Genomic DNA, 24,371 nt, shown 5'->3' on the forward strand with positions numbered 1-24,371 from the left:
TGTAGTTCAGTAAATTTTCAATTCAACTTTAAAGTTCGAATAGCTTATTGTTCGCTTTCTTCAATTTTAGCAGTATTTGCTTGATGAAGTAATGGTTAGTTTTTCTAATACTAAACTTAATTTAATAAATACAGTAATTACTTAACACTTTGTTAATAAAAAAATTACAAAATTATCAAAAGGTAAAAAAATGTTAAAAGTTAGAGGATTCACTCTGAGTGAATTAATGGTCACACTTGCTATTTGTGCGATTCTAGCGTGCCTCAGTTTACCTTATTTGAATCAATTATTGATTTCAAATGAAGTAAATCATATGAAAAGAACACTCACAATTTACATACAAAAATCCAAATCTGACGCACAGATTCATCATACAAATGTGACTTTGTGTGCAAGTAAAGACTTAACTAGCTGTGATTCTGATTGGAACAGTGGACTAATTGGGTTTCTTGATTTAAATGCTAATCGGCAACGTGATTCAAATGATCCTTTATTGTATTCCACAGCATTTAATTATAAGTATGGGAGATTAGATTGGAGAGGTACATTAAGAATAAATTCACTTACATTCCAAGGTGATACAGGGCTCCCGAGAGGCTCAAATGGAAGCTTCTTTTATTGTATGAATGATTCTAATCAGCACACTCAACTCATTCTCAGCAATATGGGACAAATACGTAGTAAGGAAATTACCACGTGTTAAAAACTCTTCAGTCTAGCTTAAACGACGTAAAATACTTTATTCGCATGCTTTTTTTAATATACTGCATAGGTTTTGAACATTCTCTGCAAATTATAAGTCTGGAGACACACAATGACTGACATCGTAATTGTCAATGGCGCTCGTACAGCAATGGGCGGCTTCCAAGGCGCATTATCAAGCGCAACTGCACCAGAATTAGGTGCAATCACAATCAAAGAAGCAATTGCTCGTTCTGGTCTACAGCCAACTGACGTAGAAGAAGTGATCATGGGTTGTGTTTTACCAGCAGGTTTAAAACAAGGTCCAGCTCGCCAAGCTATGCGTAAAGCAGGTTTGCCTGATTCAACTGGTGCAGTAACCATTAACAAACTTTGTGGTTCAGGCATGAAAGCTGTGATGCAAGCTGCGGATATGATCAAAGCTGGTAGTGCTGAGATCGTCGTTGCGGGTGGTATGGAATCCATGACCAATGCTCCTTATGTTTTACCTAAAGCACGTGCAGGTTATCGCATGGGTCATGGTGAAATTAAGGATCATATGTTCCTTGATGGTTTAGAAGATGCAGAAACTGGTCGTTTGATGGGATCATTTGCACAAGATATGGCAAATAAACGTAGCTATACACGTGAACAAATGGATGATTTCGCTATACGTTCTCTACAACGTGCACAGAAAGCAATTACTGAAGGTTATTTCAAAGATGAAATCGTTCCAGTAACTGTGTCTAGCCGTAAAGGTGATGTTGTTGTTGATCAAGATGAACAACCTTTAAGTGCAAAAATTGATAAAATTCCATCGCTAAAACCTGCTTTTGCAAAAGACGGTACAATTACTGCGGCAAATGCGAGTTCAATTTCTGATGGTGCATCTGCGCTTGTATTAACCTCAAGTGATGTTGCTGCTCAACGTGGTTTACAGCCTTTAGCGAAAATTATTGCAACCGCATCAAATTCTCAACATCCTTCTGAATTTACGATTGCTCCTGTAGGGGCAATTGAAAAAGTTTTGAAAAAAGCTGGTTGGGATGCACAAGATGTTGATCTTTGGGAAATCAATGAAGCTTTTGCAATGGTTACAATGTGCCCAATTGATGACTTCAAATTAGATGCAGAAAAAGTGAACATCAATGGTGGTGCTTGTGCACTTGGTCATCCTGTTGGCTCTACGGGGTCACGTATCATTCTTACATTAATTCATGCACTTAAACGCACTGGTGGTAAAAAAGGTGTTGCGGCGCTTTGTATTGGTGGTGGTGAAGCAACAGCAGTTGCAATTGAATTGATCTAAACATTAATTCGATTAACTAAAAATCCTGCCAAGTGCAGGATTTTTTATTTTCATAATTACAAAAAATAATGCACCTGTTATTAAAATCCCGATAAGTTATGCACTGTATAAAAAAACAACAAGGAGTTCCCTCATGCAGCTCAACCATTATCTAAATTTTAAAGGACAAGCTGAACAAGCATTTATTTTTTATCAATCTGTTTTTGGCGGTGAATTCACAATAATCAGTCGCTATGGTGATATGCCACCTACAGAAGGGGTTATGTTATCAGAAGCAGATAAATGCTTAATTCTGCATGTTTCCTTACCTATTAATGAATATACCGTACTCATGGGTTCAGACGTTAATGATCAGTTCTGCTCTCCGAATAGTGTTTTCACCCAAGGCAACAATCATTATATTTCAATCAATATTGAACACGATGAAATGGAGGCACGACGTTTATTCAACCAGCTTTCTGTACGTGGTCATATTGAAATGCAATTAGAAAAAACCTTTTGGGGCGCACTGTATGGTGCTTTCACTGATCAGTTCGGAATCAAATGGATGGTGAATTGTCAACTTGATGCAACGATTTAAAACACACCAAAGTTTTGATGCAATATGTCTCATATTGCATCATCTTCATCAAATTAACTAAAATACTTTTCTAACACTCTCTTCACATCCATCACATTAAAAATTTCAGGATACTTTTGCTCAAAGTTAGGAAGATGTTGTTTCATCTCATCCTTTTGCACAACTGTCCATCTTGGCGGATAAATTCTATAATGCAAAAACTGTAAACGATATTTTACTTGATCATCAAAATTCTGCTGCTCTTCTTCTGTCTGTACATATTTTTGCTGTGTTACAAACCAATAGACCTGATCCCATAAATCATAATTTTGGGTTAAATTAAGTATTTGCTCAAATGATATATCTGCTGTAGTTAATTGAAGATACTGCTCTAACTCATCCAATGTTGGCTGAGTTGAGCTATAGGCTATTGCTTTAAAAAACTGATGTGATAATAACTTCTGCTGTGTTAACGTAAAATAATCTAAATACTGATAAAGTTGAATAAAGTTTTGTTTTAAAGCAAATACAACTAAAGCATTCGCAATCGAAATGATTTCAATTTTTTCAATGATCTCAAAAAATTGTGCTTGCTCCCCTTTAAATAAAACCCATTGATATGCTCGAATTTTCGCCTGCTGTGGACTGAGCAACTCGATCGGATACTGATTAAAATAATTTTCAAAATCAAAATTTTGTTGTCTTAATGCAAAATAAGCATAATCCATAACGGATAAAAAACGACTATGCCATAATTCAATAATATCATCAGTATTTAAAATTTTTCTTTGATATAAAACATCAAATAAATAATATTGAACATCTCTAAATTGACTATGTTTTAATTCAAATAATAATGTTTGGTCTGATTCATTTTGAGCAATATGATCTAACCAAAATTTACGCACGATTTGATCTTTCGCAATTTTAGATAATTCAAGTAATTGCTCCTGCTTAATCCATTGATGTTCTACAATATAATTCAATAGTACACGAGGTAATTGACCTTGTTCAGAAATAACGGTGCGCTGCAAATAATCTTTATTTTTCGCTACAGTATTCAGTAATAAATTTTCAATTTCAGGGACAGTACGTACACGTTGTTGTACTGCAGCAATCTGTAAAAAATGATCTATACACAATTGAGTAAATTCAGGACGCTGACTCCAACATTGAATATGTTGTGCTGCCAACTCTCGATTGATTTCCACATAATCACTTAAACGAAATAATAAGGCAGGAAACAGTTCTTGTTCGTAGCAATCCTTTAAATGTTCTAATGTCCGTTGTCGCGCATAACCATCATAATCTCTCAGTAACCATATCAACTCATCCAAACTCTTTCTAATAAATGGAATGTCTACGATTTCTGGTTCAGGCTGAGGAATATTCGATATACGTGTTTGTTCAAGCGCTTGGCGTTCTGCCAATATTTCGGCTGTATTTATATATGGCTCAGATGAACAAAATATCTTTTTTAAAAATTTAAACATGTTCTTTCTAAATAAATGCTTTAATTTTTTATAACAAATTTAAAAATAGCTGTCATTCTATATTCATTATTAAACATCAATATTTGAATACTGGGCAATAATCATTAATCCTATTGTAATAAATCCAATCCCAACCCACCCTGCTAAATCAATATGCTGTCCTAAAAAAACTTTTGCTAAAGCAGCTGTCGCAATAACACCCAGTCCAGACCAAAGCACATATAAAATCCCAGCCTGCATATATTTCAATGCAATCGCAGCACAAGTAAAAGAAACAAGATATAAAACCAAGGCGATTCCTTGATCGAGCTTATTCACTAATCCATTTGCTTTGGCAGAATAAAAAGTTGAGAGTACATCCGTTGCGATGGCGAAAAGCAGCCAAATCACCCCAGGATTTATTTTTGTAATAAAGGTCAGCATTGTTATTCTTCAATCTATATTAATACGCAATAAAAAAGCTGAACCTGAGTTCAGCCTTTTTAATTAAATAAGCTTAAGCACCTGTTTGGTAACTTGCTTGTGGCACAGCCGTGGATGCTTGATAAGGATTGGTAAAATCTTGAAGTCCAGCAGCGGCTTCATGAATATCTTTACCTTCTTTAACCACAAAACTATCAAAGCCAGAACGTTTTAAATAGTTTAAAACATCTTTAAAGATATCACCGACAGCACGTAACTCGCCTTGATAACCTTGACGGCGTAATAATGCTGCAAACGAATAACCACGACCATCATTGAAACCAGCAAACTCTATGAAGATTGTATCCAACTCATTCAATGGAAATTGATGCGTTTCAGGTGAATCATTGACAGTAATGTATAACGCTTTTTTAGCTTGTACATTTGCCAACTGATCAAGTTGAGCAGTTGTTACAACCACATCACCTTGTGGAATCACGCCATCTTCAGCAATCATTTGATAAGTATTGTCAGCAATCGTGCCATCTTTGAACAGCACTTGTAGCGATGTATTAAGCATAAGCACGCTCCTTAAATGGTTGGATACCTACACGGCGATACGTATCAATGAAACGCTCACCTTCAGTGCGTAGATCAAGGTAAGTATTTAGGATTTCTTCAATGACATCAGGTACTGCATCAGCAGCAAAAGATGGTCCTAAGATATCACCGATAGATGCATCATGATTCGCGTTTCCACCTAGCGTGATTTGATAGAATTCTGCACCTTTTTTATCTACACCAAGGATACCAATGTTACCCACATGGTGATGACCACAAGCATTCATACAGCCTGAGATATTCAGATCAAGTTCACCAAGATTATAGATGGTATCTAAATCATCAAAACGACGGCTAATCGCTTCTGAAATTGGAATTGATTTGGCATTTGCCAATGAACAGAAATCACCGCCTGGACAGCAAATAATATCGGTAATAAAACCAATATGCGCACGTGCCATATTGTTCTGTTCTAAGGTTTGCCACAATTCAAATAAATCTTTTTGTGGGACATCCACTAGTGAAATATTTTGTTCATGTGTGGTACGGAACTCACCAAAAGTATACTTATCCGCTAAATCCGCAATTAAGTTCATTTCTTCAGTGGTGACATCGCCTGGAGCTACCCCTGCACGTTTCAAAGAAATCGTCACAATACGATAACCTTTGACTTTATGTGCATTGGTATTCACGTTGAACCATTGTTTGAATTTAGGATATTCAGCAAACAAGGCTGTGAAATCTTGATCTTCTAAATCTTGATAATCAAATGGTGTAAATTCCTCATCTAATTTTTTCAAGATTTCAGGCTGAATCTTCAATGCTTCACGTGTGTGTTCAAATTCCGCTTCAACTTTTTCAGCAAATACTTGTGGCGTTAATGCTTTTACCAAAATTTTGATACGTGCTTTGTATTTGTTGTCACGACGACCATGCAAGTTATACACACGTAAGGTCGCTTCTAAATAAGCAATCAAATCTTCACGTGGTAAGAACTCACGGATTATACTACCAATAATTGGAGTACGACCTAGACCACCACCCGCCATGATTTTATAACCGATTTCGCCTGCTTCATTGCGAACGATATAAACACCAATATCATGGAATGCAGTTGCAGCACGATCTGTTTCTTCTAAAGCAGAAACTGCAATCTTGAACTTACGTGGTAAGAATGCAAATTCAGGGTGGAACGTACTCCACTGACGAATTAATTCACATGTTGGACGTGGGTCAGCAATTTCACCTGCAACCACGCCTGCAAATTGGTCAGTCGTTGTATTACGAATACAGTTACCAGAGGTTTGTACGGCATGCATTTGTACTGTTGCTAGCTCAGCAAGAATATCAGGTACATTTTCTAAAGCAGGCCAGTTCAACTGAATATTTTGACGAGTTGAAACGTGGGCATAACCACGATCATATTCAGTCGCAATTTCAGCAATTTTTCTAAGTTGTTTAGTATTCATCAAGCCATACGGCACAGCGATACGGAGCATAGGTGCATAACGTTGCACGTACAGACCATTTTGCAAACGTAATGGACGATATTCGTCTTCGGTCAATTTTCCTGCTAAATAGCGTTCTGTTTGATCGCGAAACTGGGCAACACGTTGGTTAATCAGTTGTTGATCGAAATCCGTATATAAATACATGGCGTATGGCTAGTCATTCATTATAAAGGCGACTAGCATAGCGAGCTTTTATTCATCAACAAAATGCTTTTTTTGCATATTTAATAACGATTTTATTGATAAGCCTATCTAATTGCCACAAATAGAAAAAGCTCAGATAAATCTGAGCTTTTACAATCATTTTCTAAATGAAATTAGTTCTTATCTGGCAATGTGTAAGCGACTAAATAATCACCCATTTTAGTCCCAAATGAACCATGCCCACCCGCAGGTAAACGTGCTTCCCATAACTTATCGCTATTTGAAACATTGAATGCACGAAGATAATTATCTTGGGTTGCTGCAACGAACATCACTTCGCCTTAGTATCTTACCAACCTAGAATTTTATTGAGATCGAAGTGTGTGCCTAAAGCCAATTGCCCAGTAAATTCATTACCGTGACTAGAAGACTGTTTAGCATCTAAAACTCCTGCAAATTCACCTGTGTAATCCGCAGAAAAGCGATAACCCTATTCTTGTAACGCAGTGCGTTGACCGTTCCAATCACCAAACAACCACTGACCCTTTGGATCAAATGCTGAAGTTGCTTGAGCATGTTGTACAACTAAACTTAATGATAGAAAGGATAAACAAGAAACAATCTGAACGTGAGAGATTGTCATGTTTATGTAACCTTTTATATTCTTATTTATAAAAGGTTACTCTGATTTTTTTGATAACAATTTATTTAAAACGTTAACAAACTGTACGACATCTTAACAATCAGTGATAAATATCACATATTATCTACCACTTACCCTCACCTAGACCCTGACCAATAAAGGCATATTTAATTTGTGAACGTGAGAATTTAATTGGACATGCCAATTGCGCTTCGGTTTGTTCACTATTTTCAGATAATGGTACATCCACAACCCAACCACGTTGTTCAGCAATTGGAGAAACCAATGCTTCGTCAAGGCTCAAGACAGGTTCCACACAAATATCTAAGGTTTTAAAAAGTTGCTGCCATACTACAAAATCTTGGGTTTTAAACTTTTCTTGTAATGCTTGTTTCACCGCTTGGCGGTCTTCTGCATCAAATGATGTGCCTTTGGCAAGAAGTAATGGTAATTCTAAAGCCGCAGCCAAACCTGCCATAAATTGTGGTTCTAAACTACCGACTGAGAAATAACGCCCATCTTGAGTCTCATAATAATCATAGAAACTTGCACCATTGAGCATACCCGTTTCAGGGGCCTGTGGTGTTTGCCCTGCCAAACTTGCAGAAGCAGCCATACTATTTAAACTTGCCACACAATCTGTCATGGAAATATCAATATATTGTCCAAGACCACTACGTTGACGCTCAACAACCGCAGCTAAGATACCAATCAGCGCATGCAAAGAGCCACCTGCCACATCCGCAATTTGAATTCCAAGTGGTGGTGGGCCACTATCTTGACGACCACTATGACCAGAAACACCCGCAAGTGCCAAATAGTTAATGTCATGTCCTGCCCGATCTTTATAACTTCCCGTTTGACCATAACCCGTAATCGAGCAATAGATGAGACGTGGATTAATCTCTGCCAAAGTCTCATAGTCCAAACCTAAACGGCGCATGACATCAGGACGGAATTGTTCAAGCACAATATCAAACTCAGAAATTTTATTTTTGATCAGTTCAATATTACTTGGATCTTTTAGATCAAGTGCAATCGACTGTTTATTTCGATTCAGATAACTGTGCGCAGTGGCTTGCCCATTGGCATAGGGTGGCATAATTCTCACGAGATCTGGACGCGTTGGTGATTCAACATGGATCACTTCTGCACCCATGTCAGCAAGATACATACTTGCAAATGGCCCAGGTAATAAAGTAGAAAAATCGAGGACTTTCAATCCTTTTAAAGCAGATGGCATAATAATTTTTACTCAATTTGTTTAAATTTTCTTTTATACTAGGTACTGATAAACACAAAAACAATGTCATGTTCAGCCATTTACCTTGATAGTTTCGGCAATTTAACATGTACGTATTGAGCAGTTATTTTTCTTGTCAATTGCCCAATTTGATATTTTAGACGGTTATTTAGGTCAATTATCGTGAATAGTAAAGAAACTGAAGGATTCAATATGAGCCGTGATACGATCAGCATCCACTTCGTGAATGCGGCTTTAACAGGTGTGAAACGCCTAGGCATGGACGTTGAAACATTACTTTCACATGTCGGCATAGAAGCAGAACTGTTACGTCAGCCAAAAGCGCGTATCTCTCCCGAACAATATACCCGCTTTGTTAAAATGTTATGGATGGTCACTCAAGACGAACATGTGGGTTTTGATGTACAACCCCGTCGTTTAGGTACATTTGCCATCATGTGCCAATTGATCATCCATTCCAAGACGCTTGGGCAAGCACTCGAACTTTCCTCACAATTTTACAAATTATTCGGTGATGAATGGTCTGTAAGTTTAGAGCGCGATAAACACGAAGCCCGCTTAGTGCCACACATTCCTAAAGCGCTTGACCCTGATCATTTCATTACTGAAAGCATGCTGATGATTTGGCATGGACTTGCTTCATGGTTAATCGAACGTCGTTTACCCTTGGAACGTGTACATTTTGGCTATGAACGCCCTAACCACGCCGATGAATATGATGCGCTATTTTTTGCGCCTGTGATGCAATTCGATGCACCACGTACAGAAATCACTTTTGCTGCTGATTATCTCGATTTACCGATACGCCAAGATGACAAAACCTTAGAAGAATTCTTAAAAGCTGCGCCTGCACAATTATTGGTAAAATTTAAGAATACCAACTCTCTGACTTCACGTATTCGTGATGTGTTGAAAAGCCAAATTGGCGAAGAAATGCCAACACTGAATGATGTTGCATCAATGTTGTATTTATCACCACAAACGTTGCGCCGTCGTTTAGCTGCGGAAGGAAAAAGCTATCAAGGTGTGAAGGATGCGTTACGTCGTGATGCTGCAATTCACTTATTACTCACCCCTAATCTCACCCTTGAAGATGTCGCTCAACAAGTCGGCTTTAGTGAAACCAGTACTTTTCACCGTGCCTTTAAAAAATGGACGGGAGTTACTCCTGGTTTATATCGCCAACTACATGGACAGCATTTGTAAATCAAATGTTCTACTAGATAGTCTGAAAACTCAGGCTATCTATTCTGATGATTGAGCAAATAACCATTGCTCTATCCCTTTGGGATAAACAGGAAATCGGCTAAATTCGATCTGCTCTCGGCTCAGCCATTGCGCAATGTATGTGAAGCCATTGGTTTCGTGACCCTGTATTTCGGCTTCGTTATATAATGCGGAGTCCACAAATTCAGCATCATATACAAAAACAATTTCATGCCCTTGTTGACCATCAAAACTGAATAGATTTTCCAGTACGCAAATAAGTTTAGGCTGAGCAATCTGTTGCTGAATTTCTTCTAGAACTTCTCTTTCAATCGCTTGTACAGAAGTTTCGCCAAACTCTATTCCACCGCCAATTGGTCTGAAAAAATATTCATCCTTATTAGGATCATAGCCTTTGGCAAGTAGTACCTTATCCCCATAACGAAATAAGCAAAGGGCTTTTGCTCCTATACGTGTCATTGTACAACCTTAATCTGCTGTAAAAATTCTGCTGCTTGTTTCGGTGAAGTTAGATGAATAAATTGAATATGTTGATACTTTTGATTCTGCATCATCATTTGATATTTTGTCTTATTTCTAGGGTATTGCTGAATCAACCAAATAAAAATTGATTGTTTAGAAAACAATAGCTTTAAACTCTCCCGATTATTAGAGTTTTCCCATAATTTTCTTTGGCTTATAAGGTTGAATAAACTCCGTTTCATTAAATGAAAAAAATTTCTAGAAAACGAGTAATCCAACCAAACTATGGTATCTATTTTCACCAATTTTAACGACATAGTACGAGTATAATTACCATCCAATACCCAACCACCTGGAGTACGATCCATTTTGTTTTTTAATTTTTCAAAAAACACCTCATCCGTTGGTTCTTGCCAATCGTCTAGCCAAAACAAATCATCCATTTCGATGTATTGTAATTGTTGCTTTTGAGCCAACAGACGAGCAAATGTCGATTTACCTGAACCAGTCGTACCAATGACATTGATAAACTTCATTTTTTATGAGCACACTAAAAATGGCAGACAAGTTTAACGAACTTGCATCTGCCTGTGAAGGATCAGATGTAAGTTATTCAAATTATTATCTTTCTCGTGCAGCTTGAATCAGTTTCGCAGCATTTTCACCTGCCACTTGCCAAGTCAGACAACGTACACTACCTCCCATTGGACAAACACTTTCCGCATTGATCGGAATCACTTTCTTCGAAGTGTTTTGCTTAATAATACTCAATGCTTTTTGGTCATGTGGCATATTAAAAGTCGGTACATAAATATTGTTATGCGTGACCGTGGCATTCAGATTCACGCCACATGCCGATTCAAAACCATCCCACTGACCTTTTGGATTGGTCTTATACTCAACAGGCACTTCCACAATTTTTGCACTTGGAAATGAAGTTTTCAACTCATCCATCACCGTTGTTCTAAATGATGGTGTTTTTGAATAATCATTCACAAGCAACGTGTTTTTATCAACCCAACTCACCATCCCATCTGAATGTGCAAGTACCTCTTCATCGGGTTCTAGGATGGCAACTTCTTTCGCACCTAAAACCATTTTTAATTCTTGTTTCGCCTCATCATAACTCAGCTCATTATCTTCCATAAAACGAGTAGTGGTGATCACTCGACCTGCATAATCATCAACCAGATTGCCGCCATCAATCATCAGACCAGTTTTCGCTCTTTGAATTTGATAACGGACTGCAAAACGACTAAAACTTTTCTGCACTGCTTTACTTTGCTTCTCACTCATCGAAGCCCATGTATAGATAAATTGTACAGGTTTAATTGGATTGACTGTGGTGAAGTCACGCATCCAAATATCTCGTACATTATCTACCAATAAAATGTCTTCAGGAACTTTACCCGTGAAATAAGGCTTAGTATCTTCATCGACCAAAATCACCACATTATCATTGCCGAGAATGGATTTAGCATAATTAATTTGAAAGTCCACAATCCGTTGAAAAGCGGGTTTATAGTAAGGATCATGGATAGAGGGTGCAGATAAAACTAAAAGCATTTTGTCATCAGCGGGCTGATTTGAGTAAGTTTGGCTCACTTTATTTTTATCCTCTACTACTTTGTTATTTTCAATATTCCGTCCAGATGAATCGCATCCACAAAATGGCAGCATGAATGCTATCAGGGCATAGTAAGACTTTGGTTTTATCATGTGCTTTCGCCCATCTTTTCTATCAATCATTTCCAAACATTAGTCTAATCGAAGATGTCGCTAGACATGTAAAAGAGCACCAAAGTTAACAATTTGATGGATCACTTGCTTAACCCATCAAATTGGCGAAAAACATCAAACTTGCCAATGTTTATCATCATTGCACTGCCACTTAAATTGAGTACACTCGAAGCACAATGATTTTTAATTTAAGGCAATACAAGGAACAGCTATGAGCGAGGCCTATATTATTGATGCCATTCGCACACCACGCGGAAAAGGAAAAAAAGACGGCTCATTACATGAAGTAAAACCAATTACTTTACTCACAACATTATTGAATGAATTACAACAACGTCACCAACTCGATACCTCTAAAGTCGATGATATCGTTTTAGGTTGTGTTACACCAATTGGTGATCAAGGTGGCGATATTGCCAAAACTGCTGCGATTGCCGCAGGTTGGAATGATGATGTTGCGGGTGTACAAATCAACCGTTTCTGTGCTTCCGGTTTAGAAGCAGTAAACTTGGCGGCACAAAAAGTTCGCTCAGGCTGGGAAGATGTTGTGGTTGCTGGCGGTGTAGAGTCCATGTCGCGTATCCCGATGGGTTCAGATGGTGGACCGTGGGCGCTTGATCCTGAAACCAATTTAAAATCATCTTTTGTACCACAGGGTGTGGGTGCAGACTTGATTGCAACCTTGGATGGTTATAGTCGTGCAGATGTCGATGCTTTTGCAGTTGGCTCACAACAAAAGGCCGCTGCTGCTCAAGCAAATGGTTATTTCGATAAATCAGTTGTGCCTGTGAAAGATCATGCAGGTGTAACAATCCTAGAAAAAGACGAATTTATCAAAGGAACGACCACTGTTGAAGGTTTGGCAAAACTGAATGCTAGCTTTGAAATGATGGGTCAAATGGGCTTCGATGCTATTGCTTTACAGAAGTATCCTGAAGCGCAAAAAATTAACCATGTGCATCATGCAGGCAACTCATCAGGCATCGTCGATGGTGCTGCGGTGGTGTTATTGGCTTCTGAAAAAGCAGTCAAAGAACAAGGTTTGAAACCACGTGCAAAAGTACTTGCAACTGCATTGGTGGGTACTGACCCAACCATTATGTTGACTGGTCCTGCTCCTGCTGCACGTAAAGCATTAGAAAAAGCAGGCTTAAGCATCGACGATATTGATTTATTTGAAGTGAATGAAGCTTTTGCTGCTGTGGTGATGCGTTTTATCACTGAATTGAAAGTTCCTGCCGAGAAAGTCAATGTCAATGGTGGTGCAATTGCGATGGGACATCCTTTAGGCGCAACGGGCGCTATGATTCTAGGTACGTTATTGGATGAATTAGAACGTCAAGGCAAGAAGCGTGGTCTAGCAACATTATGTGTGGGTGGTGGTATGGGCATCGCTACCATTATCGAGTTGGTGTAAATCACTCAAAACCTCCCTGAAATATGAGACTCGGAAACGTCATTCGCAACCTGCATAGTATCTACAATATATTGTTTCTGCGATAAATTGTATAAATGAAAGAATTGAACAGGTTTTGCGAATGACAATGGTTTTGCCTACTTTTGACGAAACAAAAGTAGGTCGAACCGAAGGTTTATCCTAAAACTAGATGAGAGCTTAACAAGACGCTGCGATGCTTATATTTACTTATGCAGGTCACTTACGATTAAGCTCATAAAATATTGGACGATGATGTATGAGCGCTATTAAATACGAAAAAAACGCTGACAATATTGTAATTCTTACCCTTGATTCATCGGGTCAATCTGCAAATACCATGAATGCAGAATTTCGTGACTCACTCAATGAAATCAGCCAAAAGCTGAAAGCTGAAACTGATCTAAAAGGCATTATTTTCCGTTCTGCGAAGAAAACCTTCTTCGCTGGTGGTGACTTGGATGAACTGATTCAAGTGCAACCTGAACATGCGACTGAATTTTTCAAAATGATTGAAAAACTCAAAGGTGACTTACGCACGATCGAAACTTTAGGCGTACCTGTCGTTGCCGCTTTAAACGGTACAGCACTTGGTGGTGGTTGGGAAATTGCTTTAGGTTGCCATTATCGTATTGCGATTAATGATCCAAAAACCAAGTTTGGTTTACCTGAAGTGACTTTGGGCTTACTCCCAGGCGGTGGTGGTATCGTCCGTATGGTACGTTTGCTTGGCTTACAAAATGCATTCCCGTTCCTCATGGAAGGTAAGCAATTTGGTGTCGATAAAGCAAAATCACTGGGTTTGGTACATGACACGGCTGAGAATGAACAAGAGCTTTTAGAAAAAGCGATTGCTTGGGTGAAAGCTAATCCGAAATCACAACAACCTTACGATGTGAAAGGTTACAAGATTCCAGGTGGCGACCCTAAAACCCCTGCGGTTGCGCAAGTGCTTGCGATTGCTCCTGCCATGCTGCGTGACAAAACCAAAGGCTGTTACCCTGCGCCCGAAGCAATTATGGCTGCCGCAGTTGAAGGTGCGCAAGTCGATGTGGATACCGCTTTACGTATCGAGTCACGTTACTTCACTCAACTGACTGTCGGTCAAGTTTCTAAAAACATGATCGGTACATTTTGGCATGGTCTCAATGCTATTAAATCAGGTGCCAGCCGCCCTGCTGATGTTGCAAAATGGCAAGTCACCAAAGTCGGAGTGCTGGGTGCAGGCATGATGGGTGCAGGGATTGCCTACTCAACCGCAATCAAAGGTATTCCTGTCGTACTCAAAGATGTGTCTGTGGAAAATGCAGAAAAAGGCAAAGCTTATTCACAAAAACTTCTTGATAAGCGTGTTTCACAAGGTCGTATGTCAGCCGAAAAACGCGATCAAGTGTTAGCACTGATTACTGCAACGGCGGATGCGGCAGATTTGCAAGGCTGTGACTTAATCATTGAAGCAGTATTTGAGAATCAAGAACTCAAAGCTAAAGTGACTCAAGAAGCTGAACAATATTTGGTTGAAGGTGGTATTTTTGCTTCAAATACCTCAACTTTACCAATCACAGGTTTGGCAACTGCAAGTAAAGATACCAAGAACTTTATTGGCCTACATTTCTTTAGCCCTGTAGACAAAATGCAATTGGTAGAAATCATCAAAGGTAAAGAGACTTCTGCTGAAACATTGGCTAAAGCCTATGACTTTGTTCAGCAAATTGCCAAGACTCCAATTGTTGTCAATGATAGCCGTGGCTTCTTTACCAGCCGTGTCTTTGGTACGTTCATTCAAGAAGGTATGCGTCTTCTTGCCGAAGGTGTTCATCCAGCGAAAATCGAAATGGCAGCGCTCAAAGCAGGTATGCCTGTGGGGCCTCTTGCGATTCAGGATGAGGTTTCTTTAACTCTCACTGAGCATGTTGCAAGCGAAACCCGCAAAGCGCTACAAGCTGAAGGGAACGACTTACCAAAAACCCCTGTAGATGAAGTGGTTCACACCATGATTCACGAGCTGAATCGTAAAGGTAAAGCAGCAGGTGCAGGCTTCTACGACTACCCAGAAAATGGCAAAAAACATTTATGGGATGGACTCAGCCGTTGGAGCAAAGACAATCAGATTCCTGAACAGGACATCATTGATCGCTTCTTGTTTGTGCAGGCACTCGATACCTTACGCTGTTATGAAGAAGGTGTTTTGGAGTCTGTCATTGATGCCAATGTCGGCTCGATTTTCGGAATCGGTTTTGCGCCGTGGACAGGTGGTGCGATTCAGTTCTTGAATCAAAATGGCGTTGCGAAATCGCTACAACGAGCAGAGGAATTAGCAGCTAAGTACGGTGAACGTTTTACAGCACCTAAGTTACTCAGAAAACATGCTGAATCAGGTGAAATATTTAAATAGTATGACGCTTTTACACTAAGCTGTTTGTATTTCCTCCCTCTTTGATCAAAGAGGGAGGAATATTTATTTTAGACTTTTAAAAATTAAGGTTTAACCTAAGAACCAAACTCTTTGAGGCTCAGGTCTTTCGACCACTTTTTTAGGTTGTTCCGCTGCGGCAACAGGCGCTTTCACGATATTAAAAGACCGTGTTAAATGATTTACATGACTTTGCAGTTCGGTATCATCAACTGTTTTTGCATAATCAATTAGGTGCTGAGCATACTCTTGATTTTCTACCATATAAAGAACATCAACCACACGCCCCGTTACTCGTCTTAAACGTACATAAAATTGTGTAACAGCTGCAAAAACATCCGTATCTGTTGAATCCAAAATCATTTTTTTCTCCATCATATTTTGTTTTTCATCAATCTTGTTATGACCTTCAAAGTAGACCATTATCCTGATACTGCTCAGCTTCTTATCTACCTTGAAAGAATCTGTCTTCATTGGATTGAATACTCTTCCTATTTTAACAATCTCATAATGCAATCCATATTCGACAAAAGTCGATTTTTAATTTGCTTATTAACATCTGCACACGGAGTGGATTATACTGTTATGTTATAAGGCTATTTATTTTCTCTCTTTAGGAAAAATCGTATGTCTGAAAAACTCTGTCCAGAAACCTCTCCTTGGGGGTGGAAAGCACTCATTATCACATGTATTTTAAGTTTTCTTTTTATGGTGATTTTTTACTTGGCAATGAATAACGAACCAGATTATATGCCAATGAATCAGAAGAAAGCAGCAGCTCAATCTGAAATGTCAGAGTCATCGATGACAACCGAAACAATGCATGCTGAGCATGAACATCATCACTAAAATATTATTGTCGATCATGATGAATCCGTGTTAAACAGGGATTTATCATGTTATTCGAGATTTTCAATGCTTCACCAAAATCGTCAGGCACTGGTTGTTGAAGGTGGTGGAATGCGTGGTGCATTTACCAGCGGTGTCTTAGATGCATTTTTACAGCAACAATTTAATCCTTTTGACCTTTGTGTTGGTGTTTCTTCTGGTTCAACCAATGTCGCAAATTACTTAGCTGCTCAACAAGGTCGTACTTTGCAAATTTATTTAGACCACTCACTTCGTTCTGAATTTATTCAATATGGTCGTTTCTTTAAAGGTGGCGATTTACTGGATTTAAAATGGATGTGGGATGTAGTTGAAAAAGAATATCCTTTAAATCAGACACATCTATTTGAAAATCATCCTGAATTTTATATGGTGCTCACCCATGCGATTTCAGGCGAAGCTACTTATATCAAGGCATCTAAAGACAATATTCTAGATGGATTAAGAGCATCTAGTTCGATTCCAGTTTTGACACGTCAAGCAGTTGACGTATTTGGTGAACCCTATTTTGATGGTGGTGTTGCAGATGCCCTACCCGTACATTGGGCAGCTCAACAACATGATGTTTCAAAACTCATGGTACTGCGAACACGTCCTCAAAATTATTATAAAGCTAGCAGCAAAGGTGATCAGTTACTCGCTAAATATATGTTTCAACAAAAGCGTGGTTTTGCAAAAAGCTTACTTTCAAGAACTCAACGTTACAATGATTCTGTACAATTTGCACGTTCAGCATTAGGACAAAAAATTCTTGAAGTTTGCCCCCCTGATCTAAAAAACATGGCAGGTCGACTTTCTAAAAATAAAGCAAAAATCCGCTATAGCTATGATGTCGGGATCGAAACCGGCTTAAAAGCAATTGAAGATTGGAAAAATCTTTAAATAAAGTAACAACCAAGTCTTGAATGACCCAAATTTAAGACTTGGCTTTCCCACCCACTTGATCAAATCATTTACTTTCTGTGATTTTTTATCTTAGATGGAATTCAGGTGGTGTTTCAAAATGTATGCTGATCATTTTAACATCACTATACAAAACTGTGGTTAATGTAAAAGAATCCAAGATTAAAAGCTTTTACATGATTCAATACCTTCTTCGAAAAACAGCATGTTCTTCTTACTGCTCGCCTTATGCGGTGTCTTAATCGGCAGTTGTTTCCTTCTATCCCGACTGTATAATATTTCCCTTCTTGGTCCGGCTTAAAAATTTTGATGAAACTTTCCCAATGATCACTCGATATACAATCATAAGTAATACCCAGTTCTTCTAAACGGTTTTTTAGCCTTTGTGCTGTATGAGCATCTCTTCCTCCCCATACAAAAGCCACTATTTCTCCGCTACTTCTATCATAGACGTACTGTAGCCAATGCTTATCTTTCTTGTTGCCTACAAATGTCCAAAATTCATCAACTTCCAAGCATTTATAATGAGTTCTTTGAGGAATTATTTCATGATTTGATTGTGTAAGCGTTTTAAGTATCTTGCCAATACTAAACCTCGTAATCTTTGCAATATCCCGAATGCCACAACATCGCACAAGCATAAGCAAAATCAATTTGACCGCTTTTGAATGACAGCCTAAATACGTCAAATTATGGTCACCCACAAACTGCCTATTACATTCTTTACAACGATAGTTTTGCTTACCATCGTGTTTAATGCCATTCTTCTTTATACTTGTACTCTGGCATCGAGGACAATGAAGTTCTATTTCGATTTTCACACATTTAAATATAGCTGAATTGTTCCTCGTTGCCTCCTTTTCTTATGAGCATACTTTTTAGAACACCACCGGAATTCAAAGCACTGCCTTTTGTAAATCCATGCTTTTAATTCAGTCAAAATATAAATAGATAAACGCCACTCAAATGAATCAGAAAGCCATATAATATTTAAGGTTTTATTAATTTTATTGATTAATGCTACAACCTTAAAATTTTAATTTTTGGAATTTATTATGAGCAACCAACCATCACCACAAAAAAACTCAAATGAAGAAACGGTATTAGGATGGAAGTTTGTCATCATTGTCGGTGTACTAAGTACGATTTTTCTCAGCTTTTTCTATCTAGCGATGTCTCAAGAGCCTGATTATATGCCGGGTGCACAACGTAAAGCCCAACAAGAGAAAGAGCTTGCTCAACATGAACATGCTTCTGCTGCATCAGAAGTTATTGAGGATAAGCAACAAAAGTAGCATCAGAATATGGGCTTACATGATCTTGATCACGCTCCATAGATAAGCCCTTTCAACACGATTTTCATTTATAAAGTATTTAGATTCATCGTCATTTCAATATGCGGAATTCCGCACTCATCATATTCATCACCTTGCACGATAAAACCAAGCTGTTGATAAAATGAAACTGCATGGATTTGTGAGAAAAGTCGCAGATGAGGTCGAGCCTGTTGTTGTGCATAGGCAATAATCTCTAGCATGATCATTCGTCCAATGCCTTGCCCCCGATAGGCTTTAACAACAGCCACTCGCCCTACACTGTGATTCTGCAACAAACGTCCTGTGGCAATCGGCTGATCTTGATCATAAATCACAAAATGTTGTGAAATGGCATCGTGATCATCCCATTCCTCTGCTTCAGGAATCTGTTGTTCAACAATAAAAACCTGTGTTCGGATCAATTTAGCATCTTGCTGTAATTGATCCCAACGTCCCTGTTTAAAGTGATACATCTTATTCTCAGAGTCGATTAACACTTACAGCCCAAATTTTCGATCGGCATTTGATCTTGCAACAATAATTCTAGACTTTGTTTTTCAATGCCATACATCGCTTTTAAAGCTTGGATTTGCTGCATGATCTGAGGATCTGGTTGCTGAAGTTCTTTACGTTTGGTCGCCAAAATCATTTTATTTTTACTGGTATGCTCCAAAGCCACAAACTCAAAGACTTTGGTTTCATAGCCATACGCTTTCAGTAATAAAGCACGTAAGGTATCGGTCAACATTTCCGCTTGTTGCCCTGCATGGATACCAAATTGCAGCATCGGCTGTAATACTTCTGGGCTGTGCAATTGGGGACGCAGCTCTTTATGACAACATGGCGCACACATAATCATGGATGCATTGAGGCGAATACCCGTATGAATCGCAAAATCCGTGGCGATATCACATGCATGTAGTGCAATCATCACATCCAATTTCTCAGGCTGATAGCTACGTACATCACCTTCAAAGAAATCGAGATGATTAAAGCCTACCTGATCGGCAACATTTTGGCAGAACTCAACCAAGTTTGAACGTAATTCAACTCCCGTAATCAACGGTGTTTTCTGTTGTGCTTGTAAATAATCATACAACGCAAAGGTTAAATAGCCTTTACCTGAACCAAAATCGACAATATTCAATTCTTGTTGTGATGCATCAATCTGCTCATACGCATGCGAAAAAATTTCAATAAATTTATTAATCTGTTTCCATTTCCGCGCCATACTTGGGACAATCTGCCCTTTTTCATCAGCGATACCCAAATGTTTTAAAAATGGACTGTGCTGCTGTACATAACGTTGCTTTTCACGATCATGTTGTTGCTTTTCAACTTTAAGTGTTGTGGCTTGCTTTTTTTGGCGATTCAACATGGCTTTCTTTTTATTCTTCTTGAGCTGAATATCTTGATCTAAGCTAAATAAATTGGCTTGCTTAGACAATTGCAAAAGCTCGGCAATTTTTTCCAAGCCCTCCACAATGGTATAATTTTTGGTAATATCTTGGGTCGTATAATGGTACAAACAAGAAAGTGTTGCCTGTCCTTGCAATTCAATCACCCGAAAAGTCATCTTTTCTAATTCTACCTGTTCACCTTTGTATTGACTGATGATCAGCCGATCAAAGCCTTTATTTTCAATAGATTGCTGAATATCCAAGAAAAACTGCTGTTCTTGTTCAGAAGAAAAGTTTGGCGCAAACATAATGAAAACCTAGCAAATAGAAACTAAATTCTAAAGCGTCTTACTTTAAAAGGGAAATTGCATTACGATACAGTTGTATTTTTATGCAAACTATAAATCTGATGACTGCAAATACTCTCACAAGCTATGACCCCAAAGAAGAACTCATCAACGCCTATAGTCATGGTATTGGGGCAGCATTAGCACTGGTTGCTTCTATTTTACTGATTATTAAAGGGCAAGATTTAGCACTAGGGCAATGGATCAGTTTATGGGTCTATGGATTTAGCTTAGTCTTATTACTCAGTAGTTCAATGCTCTATCACTTTGCTCAAGATGAACGCAAACGCTATTGGTATAAAAAATTAGATCATACTGCAATTTATTATCTGATTGCAGGGACATATACCCCCTTTCTCAGTATCGCAATTCCAACTGCCAAAGCACACTATTTACTGATCGCTTTATGGGTGATTGCACTGATTGGCACGCTGTTTAAGCTCGTTTTTATCCATCGCTTTCAAAAAGTTTCATTGGCAGCTTATCTCTTGATGGGATGGCTAGCGGTTTTGGTCATGGATGATATGCAACGTTATCTCTCTAAAGATGCGGTACAACTCTTGATTGCAGGTGGACTCGCCTACACTGTCGGCACATTGTTTTATGCGTTAAAAAAGGTAAGATATACCCACGCAATTTGGCATGTTTTTGTGCTATTAGGGGCAGGTTTACACTTTTTAGCGATCTATTGTTATGTATTATAAGGTAATACATCACATCAGGTTTGTTAAGTAAACCCCGCATTTGAAAGGGCTTTTCAAGGTCGTGATCGCTCTGCATCTTGAATAAATAAAATTAAGGTTATGTATGTCGTCAAGTACTACGACAGTCACTACAACAGTGGCTAGCAACTCAAAAGTACGGGTATTATTTGCCAGCCTTGTGGGCACTACGATTGAGTTTTTTGACTTTTATATCTATGCCACTGCCGCTGTACTGATTTTTCCACATCTCTTTTTCCCTGAAAGTAGCGATAGCGCTGCGGTACTCAAATCACTGGCAACTTTTGCCATCGCCTTTATTGCTCGTCCAATTGGTGCAGCAATTTTTGGGCATTTAGGTGATCGAATTGGGCGTAAAGCAACATTGGTTGCAGCCCTACTCACCATGGGAATTTCAACCGTGTGTATTGGGCTATTGCCAACCTATGCACAAATTGGACTTGCAGCACCACTACTGCTCGCCTTATGTCGTTTAGGGCAAGGTTTAGGTCTGGGTGGTGAATGGAGTGGTGCTGTTTTACTTGCCACTGAGAATGCCCCTGAAGGCAAACGTGCTTGGTATGGCATGTTTCCACAATTAGGAGCCCCTATTGGCTTTATCCTTGCAACAGGCTCATTTCTATTACTGAATGCCTTTATGTCCGAGCAAGATTTTATGGCTTGGGGATGGCGTATTCCATTTATTTCCAGTGCTGTATTGGTTCTTGTTGGTCTCTACATTCGTTTGAAACTGCATGAAACACCAGCCTTTCAAAAGGTGCTAAATAAGCAAAAAGAAGTCAATGTGCCATTTAAAGAAGTCATGACCAAGCATCTACCGATGTTAATTCTCGGTACGATTGCGGCAATCTGTACTTTTGTGGTGTTTTATCTCACGACAGTATTCGCTCTAACATGGGGAACAACTCAATTAGGCTATACACGAGGTGAGTTTTTGCAACTACAACTGGTTGCAACCTTATGTTTTGCTGCATTTATTCCAGTTTCAGCCATTTTAGCTGAAAAATTTGGACGCAAAACCACATCAATTGCCGTATGTATCTTGTCAGCTTTGTTTGGACTATGCTTCGCCCCTTTACTCGGTTCAGGTAGCCCGATATTGGTCTTCTTGTTCTTATGTATCGGACTCTCGATTATGGGGCTCACCTATGGGCCTATTGGAACCGTGCTTTCAGAGATTTTTCCAATCTCAGTCCGTTATACGGGTTCAGCATTAACTTTTAATTTAGCGGGTATTTTTGGCGCATCCTTTGCACCATATATCGCCACTAAACTTGCAGAAAGTTATGGTCTAGGCGCTGTAGGCTTATATCTTAGTTTAGCGTCAATTTTATCTTTGATTGCATTTTTACTGATTCGTGAAACCAAAAATGATGATGTAAATAACCAAATTTAATCACACCTCTTATTCTCGGATGATTTACTTAATTAATCATCCGAAAACCATTTATCGGGCAATCTCAAGCCTTTTACACTTGGTCTAACAACATTCTGCAAAATATTTTTTATGCTAAAATAGCTCCCTCCTATTTTTTAGACGACTGTATTTATGTACGCAGTGATTATCGTTGCCGTATTTTTAGTCAGCTTCCTATACACTTATTATCGTGGCAAGGAACGATTAAAAGCATCTCGACAATTATTCGACCATTCTACATTCCTAGCACCAGTGAACATGTTTATGACTGGTTTCTCTAAACTGCCAAACCAACCGTTCTTTGATGTGGCACAGTTCCCAGAACTGAAACCATTACAAGATAACTGGCAAGTGATTCGAGAAGAAGCGATCCAACTTCAAAATCAAATTAAAGCTTCAGAAAAAAATAATGATGCTGGTTTTAATACTTTTTTTAAACGTGGCTGGAAACGCTTTTATCTGAAATGGTATCAAGATAGCCACCCATCAGCACAACAACTCTGCCCTAAAACAGTCGCTCTGTTGGAAAGTATTCCTTCAGTAAAAGCAGCCATGTTTACTGAACTACCATCTGGGAGTTATCTTGGTAAACATCGTGACCCTTATGCGGGTTCTGTCCGCTACCACTTAGGTTTAGTCACCCCGAATAGCGATGATTGCTTTATTGAAGTCGATCAAGAGCGTTATTCTTGGAGAGATGGCGAAGCAACTGTTTTTGATGAAACTTATGTCCATTGGGCACATAATCAAACTGATGAAACTCGTATCATCCTGTTCTGTGATATTGAACGCCCGATGAAATGGGGTTGGGCGCAGAAAATAAATCATTGGTTTGGACGCAATGTCATGTCTGCTGCAAGCTCACCCAATGATGATCAAGATAAAACGGGGTTCATTAACCGTATCTTTAAATATGGTTATGCAGTTCACCATTATGGTCGTGGATTAAAAGAGCGTAATCGCCGCTTGTACTATGTTTCTAAATGGCTCTTATTCGGTATTATTATTGGCTTAATTCTACTTCCAAGTTTTTTATAATCAGATTTTTACATAAAAAAAGAGATGCTAAGCATCTCTTTTTTTTGATATTAAATATTTATTTAGGTGCTTGAACACTGGCTGTTTGTACCGCAGCTTCGCCAATCAGCGCAACTTTGGCTTTTTCTTGGCTTCTTGCCGACAATGCTGGATTTGATGCCACGATACGATTGATATTGGCAGAATTTGCAGGGGCAATTGCCGCTGTTTGCAACACAATTGGGCGATTACCTGTATCACCTAAAGTATAGCGAATACCTGTGCGTGGACTAATGACGGTAGTCACTTCACGTTTCACTTGAGCTTCAGCAGTAGTCGCTCCTTTTGCTGCAAGAACTTTATCGACCGTAGTCGTTTGAGGAACGTTGTCTGCAAGTGCAACGCCAGATAATGCAGCACTCGCTAAAATTAAAAGTTGTAATGGCTTTTTCATTGTCTTCCCGCTTTTAATGCGAATCCAATCAAGGAGGATAATTCTCATAATAAAACTACAAAG

Annotated in this window: 25 protein-coding genes and 2 pseudogenes; 12 read left to right on the forward strand and 15 right to left on the reverse strand. The window is 38.8% G+C overall.

Annotated features, from left to right (window positions below; genetic code table 11):
• Nucleotides 1-190 precede the first annotated feature (190 nt).
• The 3 genes from O1450_RS12030 to O1450_RS12040 all read left to right on the forward strand — a co-directional run bounded on the left by O1450_RS12030 (nucleotide 191) and on the right by O1450_RS12040 (nucleotide 2,570).
• The gene (locus tag O1450_RS12030) at nucleotides 191-703 is read left to right on the forward strand and encodes a GspH/FimT family pseudopilin (RefSeq protein ID WP_269228602.1); all 513 of its coding nucleotides are present in this window, start codon (nucleotides 191-193) and stop codon (nucleotides 701-703) included.
• A gap of 111 nt (nucleotides 704-814) precedes the next feature.
• Nucleotides 815-1,990, forward strand: coding sequence for a thiolase family protein (locus O1450_RS12035; protein WP_269228603.1), 1,176 nt, complete (start codon nucleotides 815-817; stop codon nucleotides 1,988-1,990).
• Nucleotides 1,991-2,123: 133 nt separating this feature from the next.
• Nucleotides 2,124-2,570, forward strand: coding sequence for a VOC family protein (locus O1450_RS12040; protein WP_269228604.1), 447 nt, complete (start codon nucleotides 2,124-2,126; stop codon nucleotides 2,568-2,570).
• 53 nt (nucleotides 2,571-2,623) lie between these two features.
• Here the strand turns inward: O1450_RS12040 and O1450_RS12045 are convergent, their stop codons facing one another.
• The 7 genes and pseudogenes from O1450_RS12045 to O1450_RS12075 all read right to left on the reverse strand — a co-directional run bounded on the left by O1450_RS12045 (nucleotide 2,624) and on the right by O1450_RS12075 (nucleotide 8,546).
• Nucleotides 2,624-4,042: a hypothetical protein gene (locus tag O1450_RS12045; protein WP_269228605.1), complete on the reverse strand. Its 1,419-nt coding sequence runs from the start codon at nucleotides 4,040-4,042 to the stop codon at nucleotides 2,624-2,626.
• Nucleotides 4,043-4,111: 69 nt separating this feature from the next.
• Nucleotides 4,112-4,465, reverse strand: a complete 354-nt coding sequence (locus O1450_RS12050) for a DMT family transporter (protein WP_269228606.1) — start codon at nucleotides 4,463-4,465, stop codon at nucleotides 4,112-4,114.
• Between the two features lie 73 nt (nucleotides 4,466-4,538).
• Entirely contained in the window at nucleotides 4,539-5,024 is a 486-nt protein-coding gene (locus O1450_RS12055; protein ID WP_269228607.1) for a DUF934 domain-containing protein, read from the reverse strand.
• A complete protein-coding gene (locus tag O1450_RS12060) occupies nucleotides 5,017-6,660 on the reverse strand; it encodes a nitrite/sulfite reductase (RefSeq protein WP_004664717.1) in 1,644 nt (547 codons plus the stop codon). Before O1450_RS12060 ends, O1450_RS12055 begins: the two co-directional genes overlap by 8 nt.
• A gap of 173 nt (nucleotides 6,661-6,833) precedes the next feature.
• Nucleotides 6,834-7,001 (reverse strand): annotated as a pseudogene (locus O1450_RS12065) (hypothetical protein); the annotation flags it as partial.
• 11 nt (nucleotides 7,002-7,012) lie between these two features.
• Nucleotides 7,013-7,303: pseudogene (locus tag O1450_RS12070) on the reverse strand (carbohydrate porin); the annotation flags it as partial.
• Between the two features lie 124 nt (nucleotides 7,304-7,427).
• Entirely contained in the window at nucleotides 7,428-8,546 is a 1,119-nt protein-coding gene (locus O1450_RS12075) for a CaiB/BaiF CoA transferase family protein (RefSeq protein ID WP_269228608.1), read from the reverse strand.
• A 213-nt stretch (nucleotides 8,547-8,759) separates the two neighbouring features.
• Between O1450_RS12075 and O1450_RS12080 the strand changes: the two genes are divergently transcribed.
• Nucleotides 8,760-9,773 (forward strand): AraC family transcriptional regulator, encoded by a 1,014-nt coding sequence (locus O1450_RS12080; protein ID WP_269230468.1) that lies wholly within the window; start codon nucleotides 8,760-8,762, stop codon nucleotides 9,771-9,773.
• A gap of 39 nt (nucleotides 9,774-9,812) precedes the next feature.
• On the opposite strand, the gene O1450_RS12085 is transcribed toward O1450_RS12080, so the two are convergent.
• From O1450_RS12085 to O1450_RS12095, 3 genes are all read right to left on the reverse strand, one after another.
• Nucleotides 9,813-10,253 (reverse strand): NUDIX hydrolase, encoded by a 441-nt coding sequence (locus O1450_RS12085; protein ID WP_269228609.1) that lies wholly within the window; start codon nucleotides 10,251-10,253, stop codon nucleotides 9,813-9,815.
• Nucleotides 10,250-10,792, reverse strand: a complete 543-nt coding sequence (locus O1450_RS12090; RefSeq protein WP_269228610.1) for a shikimate kinase — start codon at nucleotides 10,790-10,792, stop codon at nucleotides 10,250-10,252. Before O1450_RS12090 ends, O1450_RS12085 begins: the two co-directional genes overlap by 4 nt.
• An 85-nt stretch (nucleotides 10,793-10,877) precedes the next feature.
• Nucleotides 10,878-11,975, reverse strand: coding sequence for an agmatine deiminase family protein (locus O1450_RS12095; protein ID WP_269228611.1), 1,098 nt, complete (start codon nucleotides 11,973-11,975; stop codon nucleotides 10,878-10,880).
• Between the two features lie 232 nt (nucleotides 11,976-12,207).
• Here O1450_RS12095 and O1450_RS12100 point away from each other — a divergent pair, with 232 nt between their 5' ends.
• Nucleotides 12,208-13,413, forward strand: a complete 1,206-nt coding sequence (locus O1450_RS12100) for an acetyl-CoA C-acetyltransferase (protein WP_269228612.1) — start codon at nucleotides 12,208-12,210, stop codon at nucleotides 13,411-13,413.
• Between the two features lie 277 nt (nucleotides 13,414-13,690).
• Entirely contained in the window at nucleotides 13,691-15,826 is a 2,136-nt protein-coding gene (locus O1450_RS12105; RefSeq protein WP_269228613.1) for a 3-hydroxyacyl-CoA dehydrogenase NAD-binding domain-containing protein, read from the forward strand.
• Between the two features lie 90 nt (nucleotides 15,827-15,916).
• On the opposite strand, the gene O1450_RS12110 is transcribed toward O1450_RS12105, so the two are convergent.
• A complete protein-coding gene (locus O1450_RS12110) occupies nucleotides 15,917-16,267 on the reverse strand; it encodes a hypothetical protein (RefSeq protein ID WP_269228614.1) in 351 nt (116 codons plus the stop codon).
• Nucleotides 16,268-16,471: 204 nt separating this feature from the next.
• Here O1450_RS12110 and O1450_RS12115 point away from each other — a divergent pair, with 204 nt between their 5' ends.
• Nucleotides 16,472-16,693 carry a hypothetical protein gene (locus O1450_RS12115; protein ID WP_004664735.1) on the forward strand — a complete coding sequence of 74 codons (222 nt, stop codon included), beginning with the start codon at nucleotides 16,472-16,474 and terminating at the stop codon, nucleotides 16,691-16,693.
• A gap of 66 nt (nucleotides 16,694-16,759) precedes the next feature.
• Nucleotides 16,760-17,614, forward strand: a complete 855-nt coding sequence (locus O1450_RS12120; RefSeq protein ID WP_269228615.1) for a patatin-like phospholipase family protein — start codon at nucleotides 16,760-16,762, stop codon at nucleotides 17,612-17,614.
• Between the two features lie 146 nt (nucleotides 17,615-17,760).
• On the opposite strand, the gene O1450_RS12125 is transcribed toward O1450_RS12120, so the two are convergent.
• Entirely contained in the window at nucleotides 17,761-18,456 is a 696-nt protein-coding gene (locus tag O1450_RS12125; RefSeq protein WP_269228460.1) for an IS1 family transposase, read from the reverse strand.
• Nucleotides 18,457-18,690: 234 nt separating this feature from the next.
• Here O1450_RS12125 and O1450_RS12130 point away from each other — a divergent pair, with 234 nt between their 5' ends.
• Nucleotides 18,691-18,930, forward strand: coding sequence for a hypothetical protein (locus O1450_RS12130; RefSeq protein ID WP_269228616.1), 240 nt, complete (start codon nucleotides 18,691-18,693; stop codon nucleotides 18,928-18,930).
• 68 nt (nucleotides 18,931-18,998) lie between these two features.
• Here O1450_RS12130 and O1450_RS12135 read toward each other — a convergent pair whose 3' ends face one another.
• Together O1450_RS12135 and O1450_RS12140 are read right to left on the reverse strand one after the other, a co-directional pair.
• Nucleotides 18,999-19,424: a GNAT family N-acetyltransferase gene (locus O1450_RS12135; RefSeq protein ID WP_269230469.1), complete on the reverse strand. Its 426-nt coding sequence runs from the start codon at nucleotides 19,422-19,424 to the stop codon at nucleotides 18,999-19,001.
• Nucleotides 19,425-19,441: 17 nt separating this feature from the next.
• Nucleotides 19,442-20,659: a class I SAM-dependent methyltransferase gene (locus O1450_RS12140; protein WP_269228617.1), complete on the reverse strand. Its 1,218-nt coding sequence runs from the start codon at nucleotides 20,657-20,659 to the stop codon at nucleotides 19,442-19,444.
• Nucleotides 20,660-20,760: 101 nt separating this feature from the next.
• On the opposite strand from O1450_RS12140, the gene trhA reads away from it, so the two are divergent.
• The 3 genes from trhA to lpxO all read left to right on the forward strand — a co-directional run bounded on the left by trhA (nucleotide 20,761) and on the right by lpxO (nucleotide 23,875).
• Nucleotides 20,761-21,402 carry a PAQR family membrane homeostasis protein TrhA gene (gene trhA / locus O1450_RS12145; RefSeq protein ID WP_269230470.1) on the forward strand — a complete coding sequence of 214 codons (642 nt, stop codon included), beginning with the start codon at nucleotides 20,761-20,763 and terminating at the stop codon, nucleotides 21,400-21,402.
• 103 nt (nucleotides 21,403-21,505) lie between these two features.
• On the forward strand, nucleotides 21,506-22,816 hold the full coding sequence (locus O1450_RS12150; protein ID WP_269228618.1) for an MFS transporter: 1,311 nt from the start codon (nucleotides 21,506-21,508) through the stop codon (nucleotides 22,814-22,816).
• Nucleotides 22,817-22,969: 153 nt separating this feature from the next.
• On the forward strand, nucleotides 22,970-23,875 hold the full coding sequence (lpxO, locus tag O1450_RS12155; protein WP_269228619.1) for a lipid A hydroxylase LpxO: 906 nt from the start codon (nucleotides 22,970-22,972) through the stop codon (nucleotides 23,873-23,875).
• 58 nt (nucleotides 23,876-23,933) lie between these two features.
• Here the strand turns inward: lpxO and O1450_RS12160 are convergent, their stop codons facing one another.
• Complete coding sequence (locus tag O1450_RS12160) at nucleotides 23,934-24,308, reverse strand: hypothetical protein (protein ID WP_269228620.1); 375 nt, start codon at nucleotides 24,306-24,308, stop codon at nucleotides 23,934-23,936.
• Nucleotides 24,309-24,371 lie beyond the last annotated feature (63 nt).

The sequence above is a fragment of the Acinetobacter sp. TR11 genome, from assembly GCF_027105035.1.
GTDB lineage: Bacteria > Pseudomonadota > Gammaproteobacteria > Pseudomonadales > Moraxellaceae > Acinetobacter.

What these genes read in the sequence shown, in the direction of transcription:
- O1450_RS12100 (WP_269228612.1), top strand. Translation starts at nt 12,208, where the DNA reads ATGAGCGAGGCCTATATTATTGATGCCATTCGCACACCACGCGGAAAA.
- trhA (WP_269230470.1), top strand. Translation starts at nt 20,761, where the DNA reads ATGACTGCAAATACTCTCACAAGCTATGACCCCAAAGAAGAACTCATC.
- O1450_RS12140 (WP_269228617.1), bottom strand. Translation starts at nt 20,659, where the DNA reads ATGTTTGCGCCAAACTTTTCTTCTGAACAAGAACAGCAGTTTTTCTTG.
- O1450_RS12060 (WP_004664717.1), bottom strand. Translation starts at nt 6,660, where the DNA reads ATGTATTTATATACGGATTTCGATCAACAACTGATTAACCAACGTGTT.
- O1450_RS12115 (WP_004664735.1), top strand. Translation starts at nt 16,472, where the DNA reads ATGTCTGAAAAACTCTGTCCAGAAACCTCTCCTTGGGGGTGGAAAGCA.
- O1450_RS12030 (WP_269228602.1), top strand. Translation starts at nt 191, where the DNA reads ATGTTAAAAGTTAGAGGATTCACTCTGAGTGAATTAATGGTCACACTT.
- O1450_RS12135 (WP_269230469.1), bottom strand. Translation starts at nt 19,424, where the DNA reads ATGTATCACTTTAAACAGGGACGTTGGGATCAATTACAGCAAGATGCT.
- O1450_RS12055 (WP_269228607.1), bottom strand. Translation starts at nt 5,024, where the DNA reads ATGCTTAATACATCGCTACAAGTGCTGTTCAAAGATGGCACGATTGCT.
- O1450_RS12095 (WP_269228611.1), bottom strand. Translation starts at nt 11,975, where the DNA reads ATGATAAAACCAAAGTCTTACTATGCCCTGATAGCATTCATGCTGCCA.
- O1450_RS12130 (WP_269228616.1), top strand. Translation starts at nt 18,691, where the DNA reads ATGAGCAACCAACCATCACCACAAAAAAACTCAAATGAAGAAACGGTA.
- O1450_RS12110 (WP_269228614.1), bottom strand. Translation starts at nt 16,267, where the DNA reads ATGGTCTACTTTGAAGGTCATAACAAGATTGATGAAAAACAAAATATG.
- O1450_RS12045 (WP_269228605.1), bottom strand. Translation starts at nt 4,042, where the DNA reads ATGTTTAAATTTTTAAAAAAGATATTTTGTTCATCTGAGCCATATATA.
- O1450_RS12075 (WP_269228608.1), bottom strand. Translation starts at nt 8,546, where the DNA reads ATGCCATCTGCTTTAAAAGGATTGAAAGTCCTCGATTTTTCTACTTTA.
- O1450_RS12085 (WP_269228609.1), bottom strand. Translation starts at nt 10,253, where the DNA reads ATGACACGTATAGGAGCAAAAGCCCTTTGCTTATTTCGTTATGGGGAT.
- O1450_RS12035 (WP_269228603.1), top strand. Translation starts at nt 815, where the DNA reads ATGACTGACATCGTAATTGTCAATGGCGCTCGTACAGCAATGGGCGGC.
- O1450_RS12105 (WP_269228613.1), top strand. Translation starts at nt 13,691, where the DNA reads ATGAGCGCTATTAAATACGAAAAAAACGCTGACAATATTGTAATTCTT.
- O1450_RS12150 (WP_269228618.1), top strand. Translation starts at nt 21,506, where the DNA reads ATGTCGTCAAGTACTACGACAGTCACTACAACAGTGGCTAGCAACTCA.
- O1450_RS12160 (WP_269228620.1), bottom strand. Translation starts at nt 24,308, where the DNA reads ATGAAAAAGCCATTACAACTTTTAATTTTAGCGAGTGCTGCATTATCT.
- O1450_RS12050 (WP_269228606.1), bottom strand. Translation starts at nt 4,465, where the DNA reads ATGCTGACCTTTATTACAAAAATAAATCCTGGGGTGATTTGGCTGCTT.
- O1450_RS12120 (WP_269228615.1), top strand. Translation starts at nt 16,760, where the DNA reads ATGCTTCACCAAAATCGTCAGGCACTGGTTGTTGAAGGTGGTGGAATG.
- O1450_RS12090 (WP_269228610.1), bottom strand. Translation starts at nt 10,792, where the DNA reads ATGAAGTTTATCAATGTCATTGGTACGACTGGTTCAGGTAAATCGACA.
- lpxO (WP_269228619.1), top strand. Translation starts at nt 22,970, where the DNA reads ATGTACGCAGTGATTATCGTTGCCGTATTTTTAGTCAGCTTCCTATAC.
- O1450_RS12080 (WP_269230468.1), top strand. Translation starts at nt 8,760, where the DNA reads ATGAGCCGTGATACGATCAGCATCCACTTCGTGAATGCGGCTTTAACA.
- O1450_RS12040 (WP_269228604.1), top strand. Translation starts at nt 2,124, where the DNA reads ATGCAGCTCAACCATTATCTAAATTTTAAAGGACAAGCTGAACAAGCA.